This window comes from Corynebacterium sp. KPL2734 (genome assembly GCF_040225595.1).
Lineage (GTDB): Bacteria > Actinomycetota > Actinomycetes > Mycobacteriales > Mycobacteriaceae > Corynebacterium > Corynebacterium rhinophilum.
In genome coordinates this window covers 63,505-84,564 of record NZ_JBEHFO010000003.1, presented here as the reverse complement: position 1 = coordinate 84,564, position 21,060 = coordinate 63,505, and the positions used below count along the sequence as shown (strand labels likewise).

Sequence of the window (21,060 nt, the reverse complement as noted above, 5' to 3'; positions counted from 1 at the left end):
AATCTATTTCCAGCCTTTAATACCGTGGCGTAAAACACTAAAAGAGGTGCGCCGGCTTAGCGCCAACGCACCCCTCAAAATAAAGGGTTTTACCTTCCCTTTTTAACGGAAGGTAGCGAACTTCTTGACCACCCAGCGGCTCAGTACGAGCAGGACGATGCCCAGCGCGATGGAGCCGGCGCCCAAGGAAATAAAGAAGGTGTTTTCCGCAGCCGCGTCCTCTGGGTTGTAGAAGCTAGCCAGCGAACCGGCAAGCGCGGTACCCATGGCCACGGCCATCATCCACACAGCCATCATGCGCGATGGGAACGCCTCAGGTGCCACCTTGGTGGCCAGGGAGTTGCCCACCGGGGACAGCATCAGCTCACCCATAGTAAACAGGAAGAGGATCCAGATAATGACATACATTGGCGTGGAGTTTGCGCCCGAGCCGGAGAACGGCAGGAAGAAGAAGAGCGAGATGCCGATGATGATATTAGCCACGCCGAACTTCACCGGCGTGGACCACTGACGGTCACCGAGCTTCGTCCACATAGCGGCGAAGATTGCGGAGAAGACAACAATGAAGATCGGGTTAATGGACTGCACCAGTGACGGCGGAATCTCGTAGCCAAAGATATGGCGGTCCAAGCGCACATCGGCATAAATGGTCATCACGGTAAATTGCTGCTGGAAGATACCGAAGAACAGCACACCGGAGATGAACATCGGGATAAAGCCCAAGAGGCGGTTCTTTTCTTTCCGGCTCACCAAATCAGAGGTGTACATCTGAATCCAGAAGTACACGGCGGCGATAAGTGCGACGGCGGTGACGATATTGGACAGCCACTCCACCTTGATAATTCCAGTACCCAGGCCGACGACCATCACGAGGATGACGACGACAATCGCACCCAAGCCCATCATGCGCTGCTTGGAGTCCGCCGGGTTTGGAATTCCGTGGCCGGCATCCTTAATGGTTGTCTTACGCATCAAGGTGTACTGGATAAGGCCTAGGGCCATACCTACGGCCGCGATGCCGAAGCCCCAGTGGAAGCCCTTCCAGCCCCACATTGCAGTGGTAAGCAGCGGGCCGAAGAGGGCGCCGATATTAACGCCCATGTAGAAGATGGAAAAGCCGCCGTCACGGCGGGGATCGTCACGGCTATACAGGGAGCCCAGCACCACCGAAGCGGTGGTCTTGACACCACCGGAACCAACGGCGATGAGGATCAGGCCAATCGCCAGACCGGTCACTGCAGGGATAAAGGCCAAGACGAGGTGTCCGGCCATTACCATGATGGCGGAATAGAACAGGGTACGTTCCGCGCCGAGGATGCGGTCTGCTACCAACGAGGCCAACAGGCAAGCCATATACACCAAGCCGCCGTACGCGCCGACGATTGACGTTGCATCGCCGCGGTCGAGGCCTAGGCCCCCACCTGTCGTGGCGTAGTACATGTACAGCAGCACGATGGACTGCATGCCATAGAAGCTGAATCGCTCCCACATTTCCACGCCGAAGAGGTTTGCCAGCCCCCACGGGTGGCCGAAGAAAGTGCGCTCCCCGCTCGAAGCAGCGGGTGCGGAGGACCGATCCTCCGCCTCTGGATCGTTATTTGCCATAACATAATACGACCACTCAGAGGTCTGATTCACAAATCCGGCATTATACGTGAAACATCGCACTGAAAAATCTGCCTAACGACCTGCAGATATTCTTCCGGGGGGATTCACCCCGTTTGGGGTAAGTACTCGCGGACTGGTGCTACCCCGACACGTCCCTCTCAAAGACTCCTGCCGATCCACTCATATACAAATAATAAAAGCCCTGCGAGGGCTTCTCTCGAAGCGGCCTCGCAGGGCTTCCTCTGATGGATTTAGTCCATCAGGACCGAATTAAGAATTGAGCTTGCGGTACTCAAAGACGGTATCGATGATACCGTATTCCACGGCATCTTCCGCGGTCAAGATCTTATCGCGGTCGGTGTCGATGCGGATTTGCTCAGGCGTACGGCCGGTGTGCTCCGCCAAGGTGTTTTCCATCAAGGTGCGCATACGCTCGATCTCTGCGGCCTGGATCTCCAAGTCCGATACCTGCCCCTGGGTTCCCTGGGTTGCAGGCTGGTGGATCAATACGCGGGAGTTCGGCAGCGCCGCACGCTTGCCCGGAGCACCAGCGGCCAACAGCACTGCGGCAGCGGAAGCTGCCTGGCCTAAGCACACGGTCTGCACATCAGGGCGCACGTAGCGCATGGTGTCATAAATGGCCATCAAGGCAGTAAAGGAACCACCCGGCGAATTGATGTACATGGTGATGTCACGGTCCGGGTCCTGGCTCTCAAGAACCAGCAGCTGGGCCATGATGTCATTGGCAGAGGTGTCATCGACCTGGGTGCCCAAGAAGATGATGCGCTCCTCAAAGAGCTTGGAGTACGGGTTGGTTTCCTTCGTCCCCTGAGCGGACTGCTCAATAAAGGAGGGCAGTACGTAACGGGAACTTGGCATCTGCGACTTATTCATAATGATTTTCTCCTTATTCCCTAGTTGCTCAGTGGGCCGTTCACGGACTCGATGACGTGGTCAACAATGCCGTAGTCCTTGGCTTGCTGCGCAGTCATCCAGCGGTCGCGGTCAGAGTCCTTGGTGATCTGCTCGAAGGTTTGGCCGGTGTGCTCTGCAATGAGCTCAGCCATCTCGCGCTTGGTCTGGGCGAATTGCTCCGCCTGGATGGCGATATCGGCAGCAGTACCGCCCACACCAGCGGAAGGCTGGTGCATCATGATGCGAGTGTGCGGCAGCGCATAGCGCTTGCCCTTCGTACCACCGGAGAGCAGGAACTGGCCCATGGAAGCAGCCAAGCCCATGCCATAGGTGGAAATATCGCAGGGCGAGTACTTCATCGTGTCATAAATTGCCATGCCCGCGGTCACGGAGCCACCCGGGGAGTTGATGTAGAGCGAAATATCGCGCGTGGGATCCTCTGCGGAAAGCAGCAGGATCTGTGCGCACAACTTATTGGCAATTTCATCGTCTACCTGGGTGCCCAAAAAGATAATGCGCTCGTGCAACAGGCGCTCGTAGACGCTGTCACCCAAGTTCAGGCCGGAGCCTGCTGGGGTGGTCATCTGAAGCTGGTCAGATTTCTTAGACATTCGAAAAGTCTCCTTGAGGACGGTTAATCTCTAATGCCACCACATTACTTAATGTGGCGATAATTGTGGGGTCTGTTCGCTATCAGCGTTTGCACCGAACTTTGTCTGCGCTTTCGACCCGGCGATGAGAAAAGCCCAGCCAGACTTCCTCGTGTATGCGAGGAGTCAAGCTGGGCTTTAAGAAGAGGATTTACTCCGCGTCGGTAGCTTCGTTTTCGTCTTCATCTGCGTCACCGAAGTACTGCTCAACGTCAACGTCGTTGCCCTCTTCGTCCTTGACGGTGGTACGGCAAATGGCGGCAGCCAGTGCCTTGCCACGGCGAACGTCAGAGAACAGGTTGGCAATCTGGCCGTTGGACTGCAGCTGCTGGATGAACTGGTTCGGGTCCATGCCATAGGACTGAGCGGTGAACAGAATGTGATCCGAGAGTTCCTGCTGGGAAACTTCCGGCTCTTCCTTTTCTGCCACGGCATCCAAGAAGATCTGCGTGCGCACGGACTCTTCAGCCTGCTCGCGGTTCTGCTTATCAAACTCTTCGCGGGAGGTGCCTTGCGCCTCGAGCAGCTGTGCCAGTGCCTTCTCATCGTGTGCCAGCTGGCCCAAGATCTGGTGCAGCTGGGCGTGAGCCTGCTCGTCGACGACGGACTGAGGCAGTTCAAAGTCGACATCGGCAAGCGCAGCCTTCAGAACCTCATCGCGGATCTGGCCGGCCTGCTCAGCTTTCTTGGACTCCTCGACCTCGGTCTTGGTAGCTTCGCGCAGCTCCTCGATCGTGTCGTACTCGGAGGCCATCTGGGCGAACTCATCGTCCATGTCCGGCAGCTTGCGCTCCTTGGTCTGCTGCACGTGGACCTTGAAGGTAGCTTCTTCGTCCTTGTGCTCACCGGACTGAATGGTGGAGGTGAACTCGTTATCCTCACCGGTCTTCATGCCGCGCAGTGCTGTGTCCAGACCCTTGATGAGGTTGTCGTCACCGATGGAGTAGGACAGGCCTTCGGTGGAAGCATCCTCGATCTTCTCACCGTCTACCTCGGCGGTGATGTCGATGATGGCGTAGTCACCAGTCTTCATCTTGCGCTTGGTGTCCTTCAGCTCACCGAAGCGCTCTGCAAGATCCTCGAGGGCCTTGTCCACGTCTTCTTCGCCGGCCTTGATGGCTGGGACGGTGATGGAGATTTCGGAGAAGTCCGGAACCTCGAACTCAGGGCGAACATCAACCTCGGCGGTAAACTCGACGAAGTCCTTGTCTTCAATCTTGGAAATGTCCACGTCCGGCTGGCCGATGACCTTCAGGTCTTCCGACTGAACAGCCTGCTCGTAGCGGGAAGGCAGCATGTCGTTGACGACCTGCTCCAGAATCGGGCCGCGGCCGAAGCGAGCGTCGATCAGCTGGCGCGGAGCCTTGCCCTTACGGAAACCTGGAATAGAAACCTGCTGCGCGATTGCCGCGTAAGCTTGATCGATTTCCTGGTCCAGCTCCGCAAACGGAACGTTGACGGTGAGCTTAACGCGGGTATCGCTCAGCTTGTCTACGGTGGTCTTCACGAGTGAATCTCCCTGGCTTCATTGTTTTTCTACGTACATAAAAATTAAAGGGGGTCTGAAAAACCTTATTAGGGCATTTTCAGACCCCCATACGTCGGGGCGACAGGATTTGAACCTGCGACCCCCTGCTCCCAAAGCAGGTGCGCTACCAAACTGCGCCACGCCCCGTATGTAGGCCACCAAGTTGCCTTGGCTGCGTTGCATACCTGAGCCAGTTTAGCGTGTTGGTTTTAAATCTCCTAAATCAGCCCCCTGTTAAGGGCGTAGCCGCAGGTTAGCGGCATAATTCCCGGAAGCTGGATTAGAAATCGAAATCAAACATGCCGTCAAAGAATCCGCCGCCATCACCGTCAGATAATCCGTCGAAGAAGCCGCCACCGTCACCTGCGTCTCCCCCTCCGGCACCGCCGCCCATATCGCCGGCATCCCCGGCGTCTCCGGCATCTCCGCCGCCGTCGGCTCCGTCCATTCCTTCGCCACCCTCGGCGCCGCCCCAGTCGCCGTTTTCTGCGGCGGCTGCGGAATAGCCCACGCCGGACATGCCAGCAAACATGGCGTTAAACATCATGGAATAACCCATCATCCACACGCCCGTTTGCAGGGCATCCGCCCACCAAGAGCGGGAGTACCAACCGGCCGGAACGGGGCGGCCGGCTACGGTTCCGCCTGGGTAATAGTTCGGAGTTTCCTCGGAGGCGTATGGGGACGCAGTCAGCTGCTCGCCATTCGCATCCACCGTGCGCTTCTCGGTGACCTTACCGGCGGCGCGCTGTCCCTCCAGCGGCGGCAATTCCGGGCCCGGGTTCATGTCCATAATCTCGCGAGCGGCATTGACGTAATGCATACCCTCAAGCGCCGATTCGCGGGCCAAATTGGCTTGCTTGACCGTGGTGGCCTGCGAAATAGCGGAATTAGCCGCGGTAAAGCGCTCTGATGCGTCCGCCATTGCCTGCTGCGAGGCGGTATCCGTGCCGGAGATTTGCATGACCTGACCGCCCAGACGCTCAATCCAGCGACGCGCATCCGCTTGGGCATCCGCTAACTGCTGCGCCTCTCGCTCCTCCCGGTTCTTTTTTGAGCTGCGCGAGGATAGATACCACGCGCCACCACCGAGTACGACTACAAGAAGTAGGAGTTCCACAACAATCATCGCTTTCTTTGCCGGAATTGGTTCTATCTATTTTAACGGCCTATCCACTGCGTGTGTTCCCTATTTTCGTTTTGGGGCGCACATGCGCTAAAGTAGCCGACAGCGTTCGAGGTAACGCTGTGGGAATGTCGTATAGTGGCTAATACCTCAGCCTTCCAAGCTGAAGACGCGGGTTCGATTCCCGTCATTCCCTCGCTTTAACCCACCGTATGGTGGGTTTTTCCATATCTGCAGCTAGGCCCCTCCTTGCCGATGCCCCCTCCATCCCGCTGCCCATCTCCCGTTAAGCGCGGCCGTGAATACATCACATTGGGGCGGTGGCCAGAAAAGCGTAATCTGGTGTGCATGACCGTACCTAATATTACTTTGAATGATGGAAATACAATCCCCCAGCTGGGCTTTGGTGTATTCCAGATGGACCCGGAAAAGACCGAGGAATACGTAGCCGAGGCGCTACGCGTGGGCTACCGCCACATCGATACCGCAGCTATTTACGGCAATGAAGAAGGCGTGGGCAAGGCCATTGCTAACTCCGGCATCCCGCGTGAGGAGCTCTTCATCACCACCAAGCTGTGGAATGACCGCCACACCGATGCCGCTGCAGCGCTGGATGAATCCCTGCAGAAGCTGGGCTTTGACTACGTAGACCTATACCTCATCCACTGGCCTACCCCGGCCAAGGGCACCTACGTGGAGGCTTGGAAGCAGCTCATTGAATTGCGCAAAGAGGGCAAGGCGAAGTCCATCGGCGTGTCCAACTTTGAGCCGGAGCACCTAGATCAACTGGAGGTGCACACAGACGTCGTTCCTGCGATTAACCAGGTGGAGCTGCACCCTTACCTGCAGCGCTGGCGCGAACTGGATGCGGGACGCGCACACGGCATCGCCATCGAGGCTTGGGGCCCGCTGGGTCAGGGCAAGAGCGATATCTTGGAGGCACCAGAGGTGACTGAAGCAGCCGAGGCACACGGTGTTTCCCCAGCCCAAGCCATTATTCGCTGGCACCTGCAAAATGGGGTCATCCTCTTCCCCAAGTCCTCGACGCCATCGCGCATTGCAGAAAACTTCGATGTCTTCGGCTTCGAGCTCACGGATGCGGAAATGGCTGCCATTACCTCGTTGGAGGAAGGCGAAGACGGCCGCGGTGGGCACCACCCCAATGACATGAACGACGCATAATGTGCTCGGTATAATCACCACATAAAACGCCGCGTGGCCCAAATGGCCCGCGGCGTTCATTTATGTCTGTGCAAGGAACTTGGCGGCTTTAGCGCGGGTCCTTAGGCAGCTCAGGTGGGATATTGGTGCGCTCGTATTCTGCGAGGATATCGATGCGGCGCTGGTGGCGCTCGGCGCGGGACCATTCTTGATCCAAGAAGGCATCCACGATTTCTAGGGCCTCTTCTTGCGAGTGCATGCGCCCGCCGATGCCGATGAGCTGCGCATTATTGTGCTCGCGGGCCAGGCGCGCGGTTTCTGGCGACCATGCCAGCGCGCAGCGCGCGCCCTTGACCTTATTGGCGGCAATCTGCTCGCCATTTCCGGATCCGCCCAGCACGATTCCCAGAGAACCTGGATCGTTGACGGTGCATAGGGCCGCTTCAATGCAGAATGCGGGGTAGTCATCCTCGGCGTCATAGGTATGAGCGCCGCAGTCGATAACGTCATGGCCTTGTTTGGTGAGGTGTTCAGAAATCAGGTTTTTAGTCTCAAAACCTGCGTGGTCAGCTCCAAGATATACGCGCATAACCCCTACAGTACCGGCACCGCCGCCTTCTAGGCACCACTTTGCACAACCTATTTCGCCCATAGCCCAGCACTGTTAAGCTAAAGCGCAGATTACGTGCTGCACAGAAAGGCGATAAAAATGAACCCTCGCGTCCTCGCACTCTACGGCAGCATCCTTGCTATCGCGGTGCTGTTATTTGCGGCGAATATTTTCTTAACCAATAAGAACTACCTAGTGCCGCTTATTCATACCGCACTTTTCACAGTCGCCCACCTAGTACTGGGGCTGTGGTGGCTGAACCAGAGGGCGATAAAGAAAAATCGCCCCGGCGGTTTGGCCGCGGTGATTGGGATTTTATCCCTGCTCACCGCGGCCTCGTGGGCCACGTGGGTGGCCGCCGCTTGGTCAGAATTCCAGGCTCAGGCGGCCCTGCCCATCATCAATATCGCCGGGGTACCGGCGTTTTTACTCACGCCGGTAATCGCGGTGTGCTGCCTTGCCGCCGCGGTAGGCCGCAGGCAAGACCAGCAGCGCTTATAACTAGTCCTCTTCTACCTGTGGCATCTCCGTGCGGGAGCGCTTGATTTCGAAGAAGTAAGGGAACTGAGCCAGGCGCACGGAGGCATCGAAAAGCTCACCGGCTTCCTCACCCTTGGGAACGCGGGTGATAACCGGGCCGAAGAAGGCGGTATCGCCCAGCTTAATAACCGGGGTTCCTACCTCATCGCCCACGGAAGAAATTCCGTTGTGGTGGTACTCGCGCAGCTTCTCGTCGTACTCCTCGGTGTGGGCCACCTCTGCAAAGTCTGCGGGGAGGCCAACCTGCTCTAATGCCTGGGCGATGATCTCGTCATAGCCACCATCGCCCTTCTTGCCGCCGTTGCCCTTGGCGTGAATCAGGGTGCCCATGGCGGTATAAAGCTCATCAACCTTTTCTGGCTGCTCGGTCTTAACCTTGGCGAATACGCGGGCAGGGCCCCAGTTGGCCTCCATCATTTCCATGTATTCGGGATCAAGATCGCGGCCATCATTAAGCACCGACAGGGACATCGGCTCGAATTCCACCGCAATATCGCGGACCTTTTCTACCTCTTTTATCCAGCGGGACGTTGCCCATGCGAACGGGCAGGAAGCATCGAACCAAAACTTAACTGGGGTAGTCATTATTCCTCCTTGAAATAAGTGCAGTTTGCCCCACCACTGTAAACCCGCTGCTAACCTTGATGCATCACTATTTTCGTTAGCAAAGGAGAATCTAGGCAATGACCTCTGTAAACCTCACGTGGGAGGAAGCAAAAAATCGCTCCCAGATGCTCAAGGTTGACCATTACGATGTCACTTTAGACCTTAAGCATTCCGATACCCACTTCGTGTCCACCACCACGGTGCGCTTTAGCACCCAGGAGGCCGGTTCTACCTTCATCGATCTGCGCGCGGACAAGCTGCACGAGGTACGCCTGAATGGAAACCCGCTGCCCACGCAGTCCTATGACCCCACCTACGGCATTCCCCTTTCCGGGCTGCAGGTAGCGGACTACACGCTCGAGGTCACCGCTGAGATCCCCTTCTCCCGAACCGGTGAGGGCCTACACCGCTTCGTGGACCCTGCCGATGACGAGGTCTACCTCTACACCCAGTTTGAAACCGCCGATGCCAAGCGCGTTTTTGCCTGCTTCGATCAACCGGATCTGAAGGCCACCTATTCCCTGCACTTTAAGGCTCCGGAGGAGTGGACCATTATCACCAATGGCCCGGTCACCCGCGAGGGCGATACCACCCACTCCGAAATCGACTACCCGCTGTCGACCTACCTGGTTGCCTTGTGCGCAGGCCCGTACCACGAGGTCACCGATACTTGGCGCGGCGAGCTGACCGAGCACCCCGAAGGCAAGCCGGCCCAGCAGCTCGAGGTCCCGCTCGGTATTTACTGCCGCGCCTCTCTGGCTGATTCCCTCGATGCCGAGCGCCTATTTACTGAGACCAAGCAGGGCTTCGACTTCTACCACCGCAACTTCGGCTTCCCCTACCCCTTTGGCAAGTACGACCAGATTTTCGTCCCCGAGTTCAACGCCGGCGCGATGGAAAACGCCGGTTGCGTAACCCTTCGCGATGAATACGTCTTTACCTCGCAGGCCACGCACTACAAGTACGAGCGCCGCGCCGATACGGTCCTCCACGAGCTCGCCCACATGTGGTTCGGTGACCTCGTGACCATGCAGTGGTGGAATGACCTGTGGCTCAACGAGTCCTTCGCCACCTGGTCTGCTGCCATTTCGCAGGCGGAAGAAACCGAATACGATACCGCCTGGGTCACCTTCGCCAACGTGGAAAAGTCCTGGGCCTACCAGCAGGATCAACTGCCTACCACCCACCCCATTTCCACCGATGCCAGCGATATCGAAACCGTGGAGCAAAACTTCGACGGCATCACCTACGCCAAGGGCGCCTCGGTGCTCAAGCAGCTGCAGGCTTATGTCGGCCGCGAGAACTTCCTCGCTGGCGTGCGCCGCCACTTCGCCGCCCACGCGTGGAGCAATGCCACCTTCGATGATCTTCTCCGCCACCTCGAAGAGGCATCCGGGCGCGATCTCTCCTTCTGGGCGCAGCAATGGCTGAAGACCACTGGTATTAATACCCTGGCGGTTGCCACGGCGGCCGACGATGACGGCACCATCACCCAGGCGCACCTTACCCAGCGCGGCGATACCCTGCGCACCCACCGCGTGGCGGTGGGCCTGTACGGCACGCAGGGCGGCAAGGTCGTGCGCACCGAGCGCCTTGAGATGGACGTGGAGGGCAAATCCACCGAGATCCCAGAGCTGGTCGGTCGCAACCTCAATGACATCGACTTCATCCTGCCCAACGATGACGATCTGACCTACTGCCTCATCGCTTTGGACGCAGGCTCCCTGCAATTCCTGCTGGATAATATCGAGAAATTCGATGACCCCATGGCGCGCACCCTCTGCTGGTCCACCGCCTGGGAGATGACCCGCGCCGGCACCATGCGCGCCCGCGACTTCATCCGCTTGGTGGCCCGCGGCATGAAGGCGGAGACCGAGCTCGCCGTCCTCGAGCGCATCGTCTCGTAGGCTTCTACCGCGCTGAAGAACTACGCGGATCCGACGTGGGCGAAAGACAGCACGGTTCTGGCGCAGGCGCTTGTCGATGGCGCCCGGAGCACCGATACGCAGCGTTCCATCATCTGCACGCAGGCGCTGTCCAGGATTCCGCTGCACCAGCCGGCCCGCGACTACCTGCACGATCTCCTCGCGGATTCCGATGATGCCGGGCTGCGCTGGTCCGCCGTCGCAGCGCTTGCTGCCGCGGGCGCGCTTGCCGATGCCGAGGCCGCCATCGCCGCCCAGCTCAAGCGCGATAACTCCGCTACCGGCCACTACTCTTCCCTGCGCGCCCGCGCCGCGATTGCCACCGCGGATAATAAGCGCGCGGTATGGGAAGAGATCGTCGCCGGGGATCTCACCAACCGCGAGCTCACCTCCAAGCTGGAAGGGCTGAACTACCCGCACTCCGATGACCTCCTGCCCACCGCGGAATTCTTTGAGGTGGCCGAAAAGATCTGGGATTCCCAGTCCTCCGAGGTGGGCCTGACCACCGTCACCGGGCTATTCCCGTCCTGGGATATCACCCAAGACGGCCTCGATCGCGCCGATGCCTTCCTGCAGAAGGATCTGGCAGGCGGCCTGCGCCGCGCGATCACCGAGCAGCGCGACCGCGTGGCCCGCGCCCTGCGCAACCGCGAGGTCGACGCCAACTAGGTGACTATTTCTTGCGGAGGTTCAGCTCGATGCGCGGGCGCACCTGGATCTCCGTGAGCTGGGTGGTGGGCCCAGCCTCCACGACGGTGCGGATGGCGCGCGCCACCTCCACGGGCGCAATAACCTCGCTCGGGTTATAGTCCTGCAGGCCCTCCAGCATCGGGGTGTCGGTGGGGCCTGGCGCCACGGTGGAGACGCGGATACCGGGTTCGGAGATACGCAGGGCATCGGCAAGCGCATACAGCGCGTGCTTCGTCGCGGCATAAACCACGTTATCGCCGTAGCTCTTGCGCCCCGCCCCCGAGTTAATGAAGACGACGGTGCCCTCTGCCTTGCGCAGCTGCGGCAAGAGCGCGCGGGTGACCTCCGCCGGCGCGTGGACGTTTAAGTCCATGTGGGCGCGCCAATCGTGCGGGGTGGCCTCTTCCACCGAGAACTTCGTGGCGCGCGCCGCGCCGTGCACGAGCACATCGACCCGCTCTAGCTCGGGCAGCTGCATGCCCTCGTCCAAGCCGGCGACCAAGTCGCTGGCAACCGGCGTGATATTCGCGGCCTCCGGCAGCTCTTCGGCGCTGCGGCCCAGCGCATACACGTGGTGATCGCGGGCGAGATCCTTGATGATCTCGCGCCCCATGCCACCGGTGGCACCGGTAACGACGGCGATTTTCTCTGGCACATTCATGGTATCAGTCATGCCACCCCATCATAGGGAAAATGGATGCTAGCGGTGCGCGGCGTCCGTCCCCGTTCCGCGATGTGGAACGATAGGGGCTATGGCTACTCCTGCAATCGCGATCGTCGGCATGGGCCCGCGCGGCATTTCCATCTTGGAACGCCTCGCCGCCCGCATGGATGATTCCAGTTCCCCCGTTACCGTCCACCTCATCGACGAGGCCCAGCACGGCGCCGGCCGCGTCTGGGACACCGCCCAAACCAAGACCCTGTGCATGAATACGCGCGCGGGCGCCGTCACGCTTTTTACCGAGCCCGGCGCGACGGTGAATGCCCCAGTGCTCGAGGGGCCGACGCAATACGAGTGGATCCAACTGCTGCGCGGCGAGGGCGATAAGGTAGCTCCTGCCAAGCGCGAGCTTTTTACCCAGCACCCTCCGGCCGCGCATATTGCCACCGAGTACCGCGCGGAGCTGGCCGCTACCCGCCCGGAGTCCAACCCCACCCGCGCGTTATATGGCGAGTACCTGCGCTGGGTCTATGATGTGGTGCTGGCGCGCCTGCCGGAGAGCATTTCTACGGTCAGCCACCACCACCGCGTGGAGACCATCTCCGCAGACGGCGCGGCCGATATCCTGCACTTGGACGATGGCTCGCAGGTGCGCGCCGATGCCACGGTCCTAGCCTATGGCTGGATGGCGCCGCGCTTTAATGATGAGGAGCAGCGCTTGGCGGAGTCTGGGTTGCGGTGGATCGCACCGGGCAACCCCGTGGAACAAGACTATGGCGCCATTCCCGCCGGTGAAGACGTGTTGGTGCGCGGTCTGGGCATGGGCTTTTATGACATCATGGCGCTAACCACCATCGAGCGCGGGGGCAAATTCGTCGAGGATGCCACCACCCGCTCCGGCCTGCGCTACGAGGCGAGCGGGAAGGAACCACATTTCATCGTCTCGTCCGGGCGCGGTTATCCCTTTCATCCCAAATCCGAGTACAACGAGCTGCCGCCCACGATGCCGCGGCGGCGGTTGCATGAGGTCATCGACAAGCTCCAGGGCACTGAGGACATCGACTTTGACGCCCAGGTTTGGCCTGCCATCGCCCGCGATAGCTACGAGACGTATATCACCACGCTGGAACGGGTGAATCCGGAAGCGCTGCTCCGCCCGCGCGAAGAGATCCTCGCGGTCATCGATTCCACCGCGCCAGATGATCTCGGCACCGCCCTTGCTCCCCTGGTCACCCTGCCGTGGGATATGACAGATCTTATGTACCAGGTCGCTGGTTTTACCGGCGATATTTCGGCGCTCACCGCCCACATTGCGGATAGCCTGGCGAGCGATATTCAGGAGGCTGCCGCCGGCCACGATTCGCCCATGAAGGCAGCACTGTGGTCGCTGTCCCAGTCGCGCAAGCCCGCCTCCATCCTCGGCGCGGAGGGCCGCTATACCCGCGAGTCCCGCACGGGCCGCTACGCGCAGTTCATGTCCTTTGGGCAGATGGTGGGCTCGGGACCTCCGCTTTTCCGCGTGCGCCAATTGCTCGCGCTTGTCGATGCCCACCTAGTCCGCTTCCTCGGCGATCACCCCACCCTCGCCATCGAGTCAGACCATTTCACCCTGACCTCTGGCCCGCGCTCGGCATCCGCGCCCACGCTTGTCGATGCCTTTATGCACAAGCCCGATATCCGCGTCGCCGACGATCCGCTCACCCGCGGATTAGCCGAGAATGAGCGGGTGCGTCCGTTTGCTGATCACGGGCAGGACACCGGTTCCCCCGAAACCGATGGTGCCACGCGGCGCACCGTCCATCCGGACGGCAGCCTGGATGAACGCCTGCATATCGTGGGCATCCCCACCTATGCGCAGTGGCCGGATACAACGATTTCCCCCATGCCGGGCACGGATCCGCTCATGCTGCAGGAAACAGATAAGACCGCCGGTTCCCTCTTAAAGGTTGCCGGCGGCCACTAAGTACGCGTTTTAGAGCGCTTTTAAAGGGCGTCGAGGGCCTGCTGCAGATCCGCTAGCAGGTCATCGATGTCCTCGATGCCGATGGAGATGCGCACCATGTCCTCCGGCGGCACCAATTCGGAGCCTTCAGCCGATACGTGGGTCATATTCTGCGGGTGCTCGATGAGCGATTCCACCCCACCCAGCGATTCCGCTAGGCAGATAAGCCGCGTATTCAAACAAATCTGCTTGGCGTGCTCTGGGTTGTGGAAGCGCACGGACATCATGCCGCCGAACCCGCGCATCTGCTGCGCCGCCAGCTCGTGGCCCGGGTGCTCCGCCAATCCCGGGTACCGCACCTGTTTGACCTCTGGGCGGGCCTGTAAGAATTCCGCCACCTTTTGCGCATTGGCGCAGTGGCGGTCCATGCGCACGCCGAGGGTCTTAATACCGCGGGCGGTCAGGTAAGCATCGAAAGGCGAGGCGACCGCGCCCACATTGCCCTGGAAATACAGCAGCTGCTCATCCACCTCGGGGTCATTGGTAACTACGGCGCCACCGAGGACATCGGAATGCCCACCCAAGTACTTCGTGGTGGAGTGCAGGACGTGGTCTGCGCCGAGTGCGAGCGGGTTCTGGAGGTACGGTGTGGCGAAAGTATTATCCACCAGCACCTGAGCATTGCCCTTAACCTTGGCCACTGCCGCAATATCGGTGATATTCAGCGCCGGGTTGGTCGGGGTTTCTAGCCAGATGAGCTTGGTATTGTCCTTGACCGCAGCGGCGACGGCATCGACATCGCAGGTATTGATAATGGACATCTCCACGCCCCACTCCGTGAAATCATTAAGCAGGCGGTAGGAACCGCCGTAGGAGTCATTGCCCAAGATGACGTGGTCGCCGGGGCGCACCAGAATGCGCACCATCGTATCGGCGGCTGCCATACCAGTGGCAAAGACGCGGGCGTAGTCCGCGCCCTCCAGCGCAGCCAAGGTCTTTTCAAGGGATCGAACCGTCGGGTTGGCCACGCGCCCGTATTCGAAGCCGCCGCGCAGCTGCGCGAGGCCATCTTGGGCGAACGTGGTCGAGGCGTAGATCGGCACGTTAATGGATCCCATGTGCGGATCCGGGTGATATCCAGCGTGAATGGATCGGGATGAAAATCCTTTTGCCAAGTTATGCGCGCTGTGTTCAGTCATGCCTCCCAATCGTAGACTAAGCGGTTCATCCACACCGGCCATTCGGCAATTTATATTCGGTTCCGCCCGCGCTGCAATTTCTGCGCTGTCAGTGAGATTTCAGGATTCTTCTCTACAATGGGTGCGGTTAGCTTGTGTCTACGATCAAGAAAGAATGATGAGTACGAACTTATTTATCACGGCTCAGGGCGCTGCAGAGAAAAAAGACGATGCAGTCGAGTCCGTATCGAGCTTCTGGAACGACGAAAACGTTCAGCTTTGGCTTATCGAGCGGCCCATTCGCATCGGCCTCATTATCATCTTGGCCTTCATTGCGCACTGGGCGCTGCGCCACCTCATCAACCGGCTGGCGAAAAACAGCATTAAGGCCTCCACCCTCAAAAAGCCCAGCCGCAGCCGCAGCAGGTCTGGAGAGGACGGACAACCGGATGACACCCTGCGAGAAACAAGGGAGGCCCGCCGGGCCTCGAGGATTAAGACCCTCGCCGGCGTGGGGCGATCGGCGGTTGCCATCGTGGTCTGGGTTTCGGCCGGCATCGCCATCCTGGATGAATTGGAAGTCAACGTTGCCCCGCTGATCGCGTCTGCCGGTGTAATCGGTGTCGCCCTCGGCTTCGGTGCACAGGAACTGGTCCGAGACTTTCTCTCCGGTATTTTCATGCTCATTGAGGATCAATACGGCATTGGCGATGTCATTGACTTAGGCAACGGCGTCTTCGGTGACGTCGAGTCCATTTCCCTGCGCATTACCACCGTCCGCGATATCGACGGTGCCCTGTGGTACGTCCGCAATGGCGAAATCTTGCAGGTGGCTAACCACTCCGATGAGTACTCCGTTGCCCGCATCCAAATCCCTGTCGGGCTATCCAATGACCCTGAGGTTGCTGGCGATGTCATCGACAAGGCCGTCAAGGATGCCGTCAAGGACGAAAAGATCCGCAAGATGGTGCTCAGCACCCCGCGCATCGACGGCATGTCCAAGTTCGAGCCGGACTACGTCTCCTTCCGCGTTTCCACCAAGACGCTGCCGGGCCGCCAGTGGGACGTCCAGCGCTTTGTCCAGTCCCGCGTCCTCAACGTCATGCACGCAGAGGGCATCAGCACCCCCTACCCACACGGCATCGGCATTGCCAATCCGCACAAGGGAGACGATGCCTAAATGAATTCCGTCTATGAAGCCATCGGTGGGACCCCTACCTTTGAACGCCTAGTGCATGGCTTTTATGACCAGGTCAAAGAAGACGACGTGATTGGCCCCATGTATCCAGATCAAGATTGGGAAGGCGCGGAACAGCGCCTTACCTGGTTCCTGATTCAGTACTGGGGCGGTCCCCAACACTTCTCCGAAAACCGCGGCCACCCGCGCCTGCGTATGCGGCATGCGACCTTCCCCATCGACATGGAAGCTCACGACCGCTGGCTCGAGCTGATGGGAAAATCCCTCGATAGCATCGAGGAAGACACCATCCCGCCGGCGTATCGCACCATGGTTTGGGACCACATGCAGCGCGTCGCCGCCATGCTCATCAATAGAGCGCCTTAATTTTTCACCTGCTTGTAACGCTGCTTTTGCAAGCGTTTCAAGCCACAAACAGGGGCCCGCGCACTTCCATATTAGGTAGTGCACGGGCCCCTTTACTGTGCATCAGCGCTAGCACCGGCTTGCGCTAGCACCTATCTAGTCCTGCCAGTCGAATGCCTGGCGTACCGGCTCGGATACCAGCTTGCCGCCGCGGGTCATGACGCCGGAGCGCAAGCCTGGAAAGCGCTCGATTGCGGCATCGAGGTTGTCGTTGGCTACCGCGCGGATATACGGCAGCGTCGCCGAAGCCAAAGCGCGGGCCGAGGTATTAGCCACCGCACCAGGCATATTGGCCACACAGTAGAAGAGGGTGTCGTGGACCTTGAAGGTCGGCTCGTCGTGGGAGGTCTTGCGCGAGTTCTCGAAGCAGCCGCCTTGGTCGATGGCGACATCGACAAGCACTGCGCCCTCCTTCATCTTCTTCACGGTCTCCTCGCGGACCAGCTTTGGTGCCGCCGCACCTGGAATCAGTACGGCGCCAATGACGAGATCGGCCTCCTCCAACTCCTTATCCAGCGTGGACGGATCAGAGATCAGGGTGCGCACGCCGCCGGCGTACTGGTCATCAAAGCGCTGCAGGACGTGCGGATCCACGTCCAAGACCGTGACCTCTGCGCGCAGACCGTGTGCCATCGCAACGGCGGACGCGCCTACCTGGCCACCGCCGATGACCACCACGCGCGCAGGCTGGGTGCCCGGGATACCGGAGACCAAGAGGCCGCGGCCGCCCTGGGTGGACAAAAGGTGGTGTGAACCCTCAATGACGGCCAAGCGCCCAGCGACCTGGGACATAGGGGTCAAAAGCGGCAGGGTGCCGCGGCGATCAGTAACGGTTTCATAAGCAATCGAGGTCGTCTTCGATTCCGTCAGCGCCTCCGTCAGCGGGCGATCCGCTGCCAAGTGCAGGTAGGTAAAGACGGTGAGATCCGAACGCAGGTACTGATACTCGGACTCGAGCGGTTCCTTTACCTTCAGCAGGAGCTCGGCCTTGGCCCACGTCTCGTCCGCAGAATCAACGATGGTAGCGCCAGCCTCTACGTACTCCTCATCGGGGAAGGACGCGCCTACGCCTGCGCCCGTTTCGATGAAAAGCTCGTGCCCATCAGCAACCAAGGTCCGCACCTCAGTTGGGGTGAGGGCAACGCGGCTTTCATTATTCATGATTTCTTTAGGTACAGAAATGCGCACGGAGGTTCTCCTTCATGTGTTGGTTACAGTGGCGAAAATTTACTTCTCGCTGTCAGGTTAACGCAGAATGCAAAGGAGAATATAAGTTTGTGTATATTTCACGAACGGGGGTGACAGCAATAATCGCACTTTCCCCGATACCGCAGTGTATAGGGTTAAAAATCCACACCCGGAAAATAACTACCACCCCCGACTATTGGGTTATAGATATTACTTACTGTCTGTTTTGGGCGGTAAGATCCCAGATTCGGGGAGTGATTACAGGACCGATAGCCGCGTGGAACGGTAGATGCTGCCAAACGGTGCATCAAGGCGCACCCACCGGCCAAGACTCGACACTCGCAGGTGCCGCGGAATATCCATGGAGGCAGAGAACCCCGGAATTAGCCCCAAGTTGGTGCAGGCAAAGATCATCCGCATCGGGATTTCCACCGTCTGTCCATTGCCTTCAACCGTGACCACGGTCTGATTAAGCAAACTGGGTGGCGGGCCCATAGGACCGGAAAACTCCCGGGTCAGCTTTTGACCTTGGTCCGAAAGGTCGCGAACCACCGCCACCGGCAGGGTATCCACCACGCTAAAGCCGGTGGCCGGGGGCAATGCGCCCGGCCACGACGCATCGCGAGCTGGGCCGAGTTCCATAATGCCGGTGCCATCGTGTTCCGCGAGCTGTTGCTCCAGCGTCTCCGCGGACACCACTGCCCCATCGCGGGAGACAACCCCCTGCACCCGCCGGGAGGCGACGACCTCGAAGGGGGTGGTCACGAAGGCATCGACAACGTCATCGGCAAGCTGGCGCAGGCGCACCGACGCATTCGCGTCTACCCCAACTGCGCGCGCAAGAAGGGCCCGTAAGCCAGGTCCTCCGCTGCGAACTTCAAACGACTCGGTGACCATGGCTAACGGGCCCTACCTTTCTTCATGTGCCTAGTGCGCCAGTTAGGAAGCGCTCATCTGCAGAATATCCTTTTCCTCATCCGTAAGCGGGCGCGGGGTGTGCTTCTTCTTGTCAATGACAACCTGCACACAGTTCACCGTGGCCGCTACCTCCCCAGCAGCGGTCTTGACCTGCTGGGTCGTGGTAAAGGATGACGAACCGATCTGGGAAACGGAGGTTTCCACGATGACGTGGGCATTGCCCTCAAAGGGAATGGGCCGCATATAGTCCACGTCGAGATGACGCACCAAGGCCATGAAATCGATACCCTTGGCATAGATATTCTCCTTGGCAAAAGCCAAGCGCGCCTCCTGGGCAACCTCGATATAGTTGGCGTTCATCATGTGGCCGTACATATCGAAATCGCCCCAACGGGTGGACACTTGGTGGGTATGCGCGTTATCGGTCGCCATCATTCTCCTCAGGAATTATCGGGTGAGCTTGCGGTGAGTTACGCGAGAAGGACGGGCGGCGTCTTCTCCCAGACGCTCCACCTTGTTCTTCTCATAGTCACCAAAGTTACCCTCAAACCAGAACCATTGCCCCTCGGCAACGTTGCCTTCCCACGCCAAAATGTGGGTACAGGTGCGGTCCAAGAACCAGCGGTCGTGGGAAATAACAACGGCACAGCCAGGGAATTTCTCCAAGGCGTTTTCTAGCGAACCCAGGGTTTCGACGTCCAAGTCGTTGGTTGGCTCGTCAAGAAGGATAAGGTTGCCTCCCTCTTTCAGGGTCAGCGCCAAGTTCAAGCGGTTGCGCTCACCACCGGAGAGCACCTTCGACGGCTTTTGCTGATCCGGGCCCTTGAAACCGAAGGCGGAAAGGTATGCGCGCGATGGCATCTCATTTTGGCCAACGTGAATATAATCCAGCCCGCCGGAAACGACCTCCCACACGGTAGCCTCTGGGTCGATATTCTCGCGGTTCTGGTCCACGTAGGACAGCTTGACGGTCTCACCGACCTCAACGGAGCCATCATCCGGTTCTTCCAAACCGACGATGGTCTTAAACAGCGTGGTCTTACCCACACCGTTCGGGCCGATAACACCGACGATGCCGTTGCGCGGCAGGGTGAAGGAAAGGTCCTTAATCAGGGTTCGATCATCGAAGCCCTTGACCAGGTTCTTCGCCTCGACAACCTTATTGCCCAAGCGCGGCGGCGTAGGAATCTGGATTTCCTCGAAGTCCAGCTTCTTGTACTTCTCCGCCTCGGCAGCCATCTCTTCGTAGCGCTCCAAACGCGCCTTGTTCTTGGCCTGGCGAGCCTTGGCACCGGAGCGTACCCATTCCAGCTCGTCCTTCAAGCGCTTGCGCAGCTTGGCGTCCTTCTTACCGGCAACCTGGAGGCGCTCTTGCTTCTTATCCAGGTAGGTGGAGTAGTTGCCCTCGTACGGGTACAGCTTGCCGCGGTCCACCTCACAGATCCAGCCTGCCACGTGGTCCAAGAAGTAACGGTCGTGGGTGACGGCCAAGACGGCACCTGGGTAATCCGCCAAGTGCTTTTCCAGCCACTCCACGGACTCGGCGTCCAAGTGGTTGGTGGGCTCGTCCAAAAGCAGCAGGTCCGGCTCCGTCAACAGGAGCTTGGCCAAGGCCACGCGACGGCGCTCACCACCGGAGAGGTTGGTCACCGGGGCATCGGAAGGCGGGCAGCGCAATGCTTCCATTGCCTGCTCGATCTTGGAATCAACCTCCCATGCATCGGCAGCATCCAGGTCCTCTTGCAGCTTGCCCATTTCTACCATGAGCTCGTCGCTGTAATTGGTCGCCATTTCTTCGGCGATTTCCTCGAAGCGCTGCTTCTTTTCAAAGATATCGCCGAGGCCCTCCTCGACGTTGCCGCGCACGGTCTTTTCTTCATTCAGCGGCGGCTCCTGCTGCAGGATGCCCACGGTAGCGCCCGGGTCGAGGAATGCCTCACCATTGGAGGGCTGATCCAAGCCGGCCATGATCTTCAGAATGGAGGATTTACCGGCACCATTGGGGCCGACCACACCAATCTTGGCGCCCGGGTAGAACGCCATCGTGACATCATCAAGGATGACCTTATCGCCAATTGCCTTGCGCACGTTTTTCATCGTGTAGATGAATTCGCCCACTTTTACCCCTTTGCAAAAATTTGGGAGACGTATTTATCTACACAAACACTACATCAGAATGCGCGCCTAGGTGCCTCGGGTCGGGCGAACCCG

Annotated in this window: 18 protein-coding genes, 2 tRNA genes and 1 pseudogene; 7 read left to right on the top strand and 14 right to left on the bottom strand. The window is 59.2% G+C overall.

The window, feature by feature from the left end:
• Positions 1–102 precede the first annotated feature (102 nt).
• The 6 genes from ABRP88_RS03030 to ABRP88_RS03005 form a co-directional block, all read right to left on the bottom strand.
• Positions 103–1,605, bottom strand: coding sequence for a peptide MFS transporter (locus ABRP88_RS03030; protein ID WP_349836098.1), 1,503 nt, complete (start codon positions 1,603–1,605; stop codon positions 103–105).
• A 273-nt stretch (positions 1,606–1,878) separates the two neighbouring features.
• Complete coding sequence (locus tag ABRP88_RS03025; protein WP_284770299.1) at positions 1,879–2,505, bottom strand: ATP-dependent Clp protease proteolytic subunit; 627 nt, start codon at positions 2,503–2,505, stop codon at positions 1,879–1,881.
• Positions 2,506–2,522: 17 nt separating this feature from the next.
• Positions 2,523–3,134, bottom strand: coding sequence for an ATP-dependent Clp protease proteolytic subunit (locus tag ABRP88_RS03020; protein ID WP_349836097.1), 612 nt, complete (start codon positions 3,132–3,134; stop codon positions 2,523–2,525).
• 190 nt (positions 3,135–3,324) lie between these two features.
• On the bottom strand, positions 3,325–4,680 hold the full coding sequence (gene tig, locus ABRP88_RS03015; RefSeq protein ID WP_349836096.1) for a trigger factor: 1,356 nt from the start codon (positions 4,678–4,680) through the stop codon (positions 3,325–3,327).
• 94 nt (positions 4,681–4,774) lie between these two features.
• Positions 4,775–4,848 (bottom strand) — tRNA-Pro (locus tag ABRP88_RS03010).
• A 133-nt stretch (positions 4,849–4,981) separates the two neighbouring features.
• Entirely contained in the window at positions 4,982–5,830 is an 849-nt protein-coding gene (locus ABRP88_RS03005) for a DUF1542 domain-containing protein (protein ID WP_284796440.1), read from the bottom strand.
• 121 nt (positions 5,831–5,951) lie between these two features.
• Here ABRP88_RS03005 and ABRP88_RS03000 point away from each other — a divergent pair.
• Together ABRP88_RS03000 and ABRP88_RS02995 are read left to right on the top strand one after the other, a co-directional pair.
• Positions 5,952–6,023 (top strand) — tRNA-Gly (locus ABRP88_RS03000).
• A gap of 152 nt (positions 6,024–6,175) precedes the next feature.
• Positions 6,176–7,009 carry an aldo/keto reductase gene (locus ABRP88_RS02995; RefSeq protein WP_284796441.1) on the top strand — a complete coding sequence of 278 codons (834 nt, stop codon included), beginning with the start codon at positions 6,176–6,178 and terminating at the stop codon, positions 7,007–7,009.
• 88 nt (positions 7,010–7,097) lie between these two features.
• Here ABRP88_RS02995 and ABRP88_RS02990 read toward each other — a convergent pair whose 3' ends face one another.
• Positions 7,098–7,577 carry a ribose-5-phosphate isomerase gene (locus ABRP88_RS02990; protein ID WP_005277878.1) on the bottom strand — a complete coding sequence of 160 codons (480 nt, stop codon included), beginning with the start codon at positions 7,575–7,577 and terminating at the stop codon, positions 7,098–7,100.
• Between the two features lie 120 nt (positions 7,578–7,697).
• Between ABRP88_RS02990 and ABRP88_RS02985 the strand changes: the two genes are divergently transcribed.
• The gene (locus tag ABRP88_RS02985) at positions 7,698–8,099 is read left to right on the top strand and encodes a hypothetical protein (protein ID WP_284796444.1); all 402 of its coding nucleotides are present in this window, start codon (positions 7,698–7,700) and stop codon (positions 8,097–8,099) included.
• On the opposite strand, the gene ABRP88_RS02980 is transcribed toward ABRP88_RS02985, so the two are convergent.
• Positions 8,100–8,723, bottom strand: a complete 624-nt coding sequence (locus tag ABRP88_RS02980) for a mycothiol-dependent nitroreductase Rv2466c family protein (protein ID WP_284796446.1) — start codon at positions 8,721–8,723, stop codon at positions 8,100–8,102. It lies immediately after the preceding gene.
• Positions 8,724–8,821: 98 nt separating this feature from the next.
• Between ABRP88_RS02980 and pepN the strand changes: the two are divergent.
• A pseudogene (gene pepN / locus ABRP88_RS02975) lies at positions 8,822–11,338 on the top strand (aminopeptidase N).
• A 4-nt stretch (positions 11,339–11,342) separates the two neighbouring features.
• Here the strand turns inward: pepN and ABRP88_RS02970 are convergent.
• On the bottom strand, positions 11,343–12,032 hold the full coding sequence (locus ABRP88_RS02970) for an SDR family oxidoreductase (protein ID WP_284796448.1): 690 nt from the start codon (positions 12,030–12,032) through the stop codon (positions 11,343–11,345).
• A 79-nt stretch (positions 12,033–12,111) separates the two neighbouring features.
• Here ABRP88_RS02970 and ABRP88_RS02965 point away from each other — a divergent pair, with 79 nt between their 5' ends.
• Complete coding sequence (locus ABRP88_RS02965) at positions 12,112–13,983, top strand: FAD/NAD(P)-binding protein (protein WP_349836095.1); 1,872 nt, start codon at positions 12,112–12,114, stop codon at positions 13,981–13,983.
• A 20-nt stretch (positions 13,984–14,003) separates the two neighbouring features.
• On the opposite strand, the gene ABRP88_RS02960 is transcribed toward ABRP88_RS02965, so the two are convergent.
• Positions 14,004–15,161: a cystathionine gamma-synthase gene (locus ABRP88_RS02960; protein WP_284796450.1), complete on the bottom strand. Its 1,158-nt coding sequence runs from the start codon at positions 15,159–15,161 to the stop codon at positions 14,004–14,006.
• Between the two features lie 154 nt (positions 15,162–15,315).
• Between ABRP88_RS02960 and ABRP88_RS02955 the strand changes: the two genes are divergently transcribed.
• Complete coding sequence (locus ABRP88_RS02955) at positions 15,316–16,320, top strand: mechanosensitive ion channel family protein (RefSeq protein WP_284770199.1); 1,005 nt, start codon at positions 15,316–15,318, stop codon at positions 16,318–16,320.
• Positions 16,321–16,704, top strand: a complete 384-nt coding sequence (locus ABRP88_RS02950; RefSeq protein ID WP_349836092.1) for a globin — start codon at positions 16,321–16,323, stop codon at positions 16,702–16,704.
• 135 nt (positions 16,705–16,839) lie between these two features.
• On the opposite strand, the gene ald is transcribed toward ABRP88_RS02950, so the two are convergent.
• The 4 genes from ald to ettA form a co-directional block, all read right to left on the bottom strand.
• Positions 16,840–17,931 carry an alanine dehydrogenase gene (ald, locus tag ABRP88_RS02945; RefSeq protein ID WP_284771296.1) on the bottom strand — a complete coding sequence of 364 codons (1,092 nt, stop codon included), beginning with the start codon at positions 17,929–17,931 and terminating at the stop codon, positions 16,840–16,842.
• Between the two features lie 258 nt (positions 17,932–18,189).
• Positions 18,190–18,828: a DUF8185 domain-containing protein gene (locus ABRP88_RS02940; RefSeq protein WP_284771297.1), complete on the bottom strand. Its 639-nt coding sequence runs from the start codon at positions 18,826–18,828 to the stop codon at positions 18,190–18,192.
• 42 nt (positions 18,829–18,870) lie between these two features.
• On the bottom strand, positions 18,871–19,284 hold the full coding sequence (locus ABRP88_RS02935; protein WP_284785836.1) for an acyl-CoA thioesterase: 414 nt from the start codon (positions 19,282–19,284) through the stop codon (positions 18,871–18,873).
• Positions 19,285–19,296: 12 nt separating this feature from the next.
• Entirely contained in the window at positions 19,297–20,967 is a 1,671-nt protein-coding gene (gene ettA / locus ABRP88_RS02930; RefSeq protein WP_284853615.1) for an energy-dependent translational throttle protein EttA, read from the bottom strand.
• Positions 20,968–21,060 lie beyond the last annotated feature (93 nt).

Coding starts and splice junctions, on each gene's coding strand:
- ABRP88_RS03030 (WP_349836098.1), bottom strand. CDS start 1,605: ATGGCAAATAACGATCCAGAGGCGGAGGATCGGTCCTCCGCACCCGCT.
- ABRP88_RS03020 (WP_349836097.1), bottom strand. CDS start 3,134: ATGTCTAAGAAATCTGACCAGCTTCAGATGACCACCCCAGCAGGCTCC.
- ABRP88_RS03005 (WP_284796440.1), bottom strand. CDS start 5,830: ATGATTGTTGTGGAACTCCTACTTCTTGTAGTCGTACTCGGTGGTGGC.
- ABRP88_RS02995 (WP_284796441.1), top strand. CDS start 6,176: ATGACCGTACCTAATATTACTTTGAATGATGGAAATACAATCCCCCAG.
- ABRP88_RS02990 (WP_005277878.1), bottom strand. CDS start 7,577: ATGCGCGTATATCTTGGAGCTGACCACGCAGGTTTTGAGACTAAAAAC.
- ABRP88_RS02985 (WP_284796444.1), top strand. CDS start 7,698: ATGAACCCTCGCGTCCTCGCACTCTACGGCAGCATCCTTGCTATCGCG.
- ABRP88_RS02980 (WP_284796446.1), bottom strand. CDS start 8,723: ATGACTACCCCAGTTAAGTTTTGGTTCGATGCTTCCTGCCCGTTCGCA.
- ABRP88_RS02970 (WP_284796448.1), bottom strand. CDS start 12,032: ATGACTGATACCATGAATGTGCCAGAGAAAATCGCCGTCGTTACCGGT.
- ABRP88_RS02965 (WP_349836095.1), top strand. CDS start 12,112: ATGGCTACTCCTGCAATCGCGATCGTCGGCATGGGCCCGCGCGGCATT.
- ABRP88_RS02960 (WP_284796450.1), bottom strand. CDS start 15,161: ATGACTGAACACAGCGCGCATAACTTGGCAAAAGGATTTTCATCCCGA.
- ABRP88_RS02955 (WP_284770199.1), top strand. CDS start 15,316: ATGATGAGTACGAACTTATTTATCACGGCTCAGGGCGCTGCAGAGAAA.
- ABRP88_RS02950 (WP_349836092.1), top strand. CDS start 16,321: ATGAATTCCGTCTATGAAGCCATCGGTGGGACCCCTACCTTTGAACGC.
- ABRP88_RS02940 (WP_284771297.1), bottom strand. CDS start 18,828: ATGGTCACCGAGTCGTTTGAAGTTCGCAGCGGAGGACCTGGCTTACGG.
- ABRP88_RS02935 (WP_284785836.1), bottom strand. CDS start 19,284: ATGATGGCGACCGATAACGCGCATACCCACCAAGTGTCCACCCGTTGG.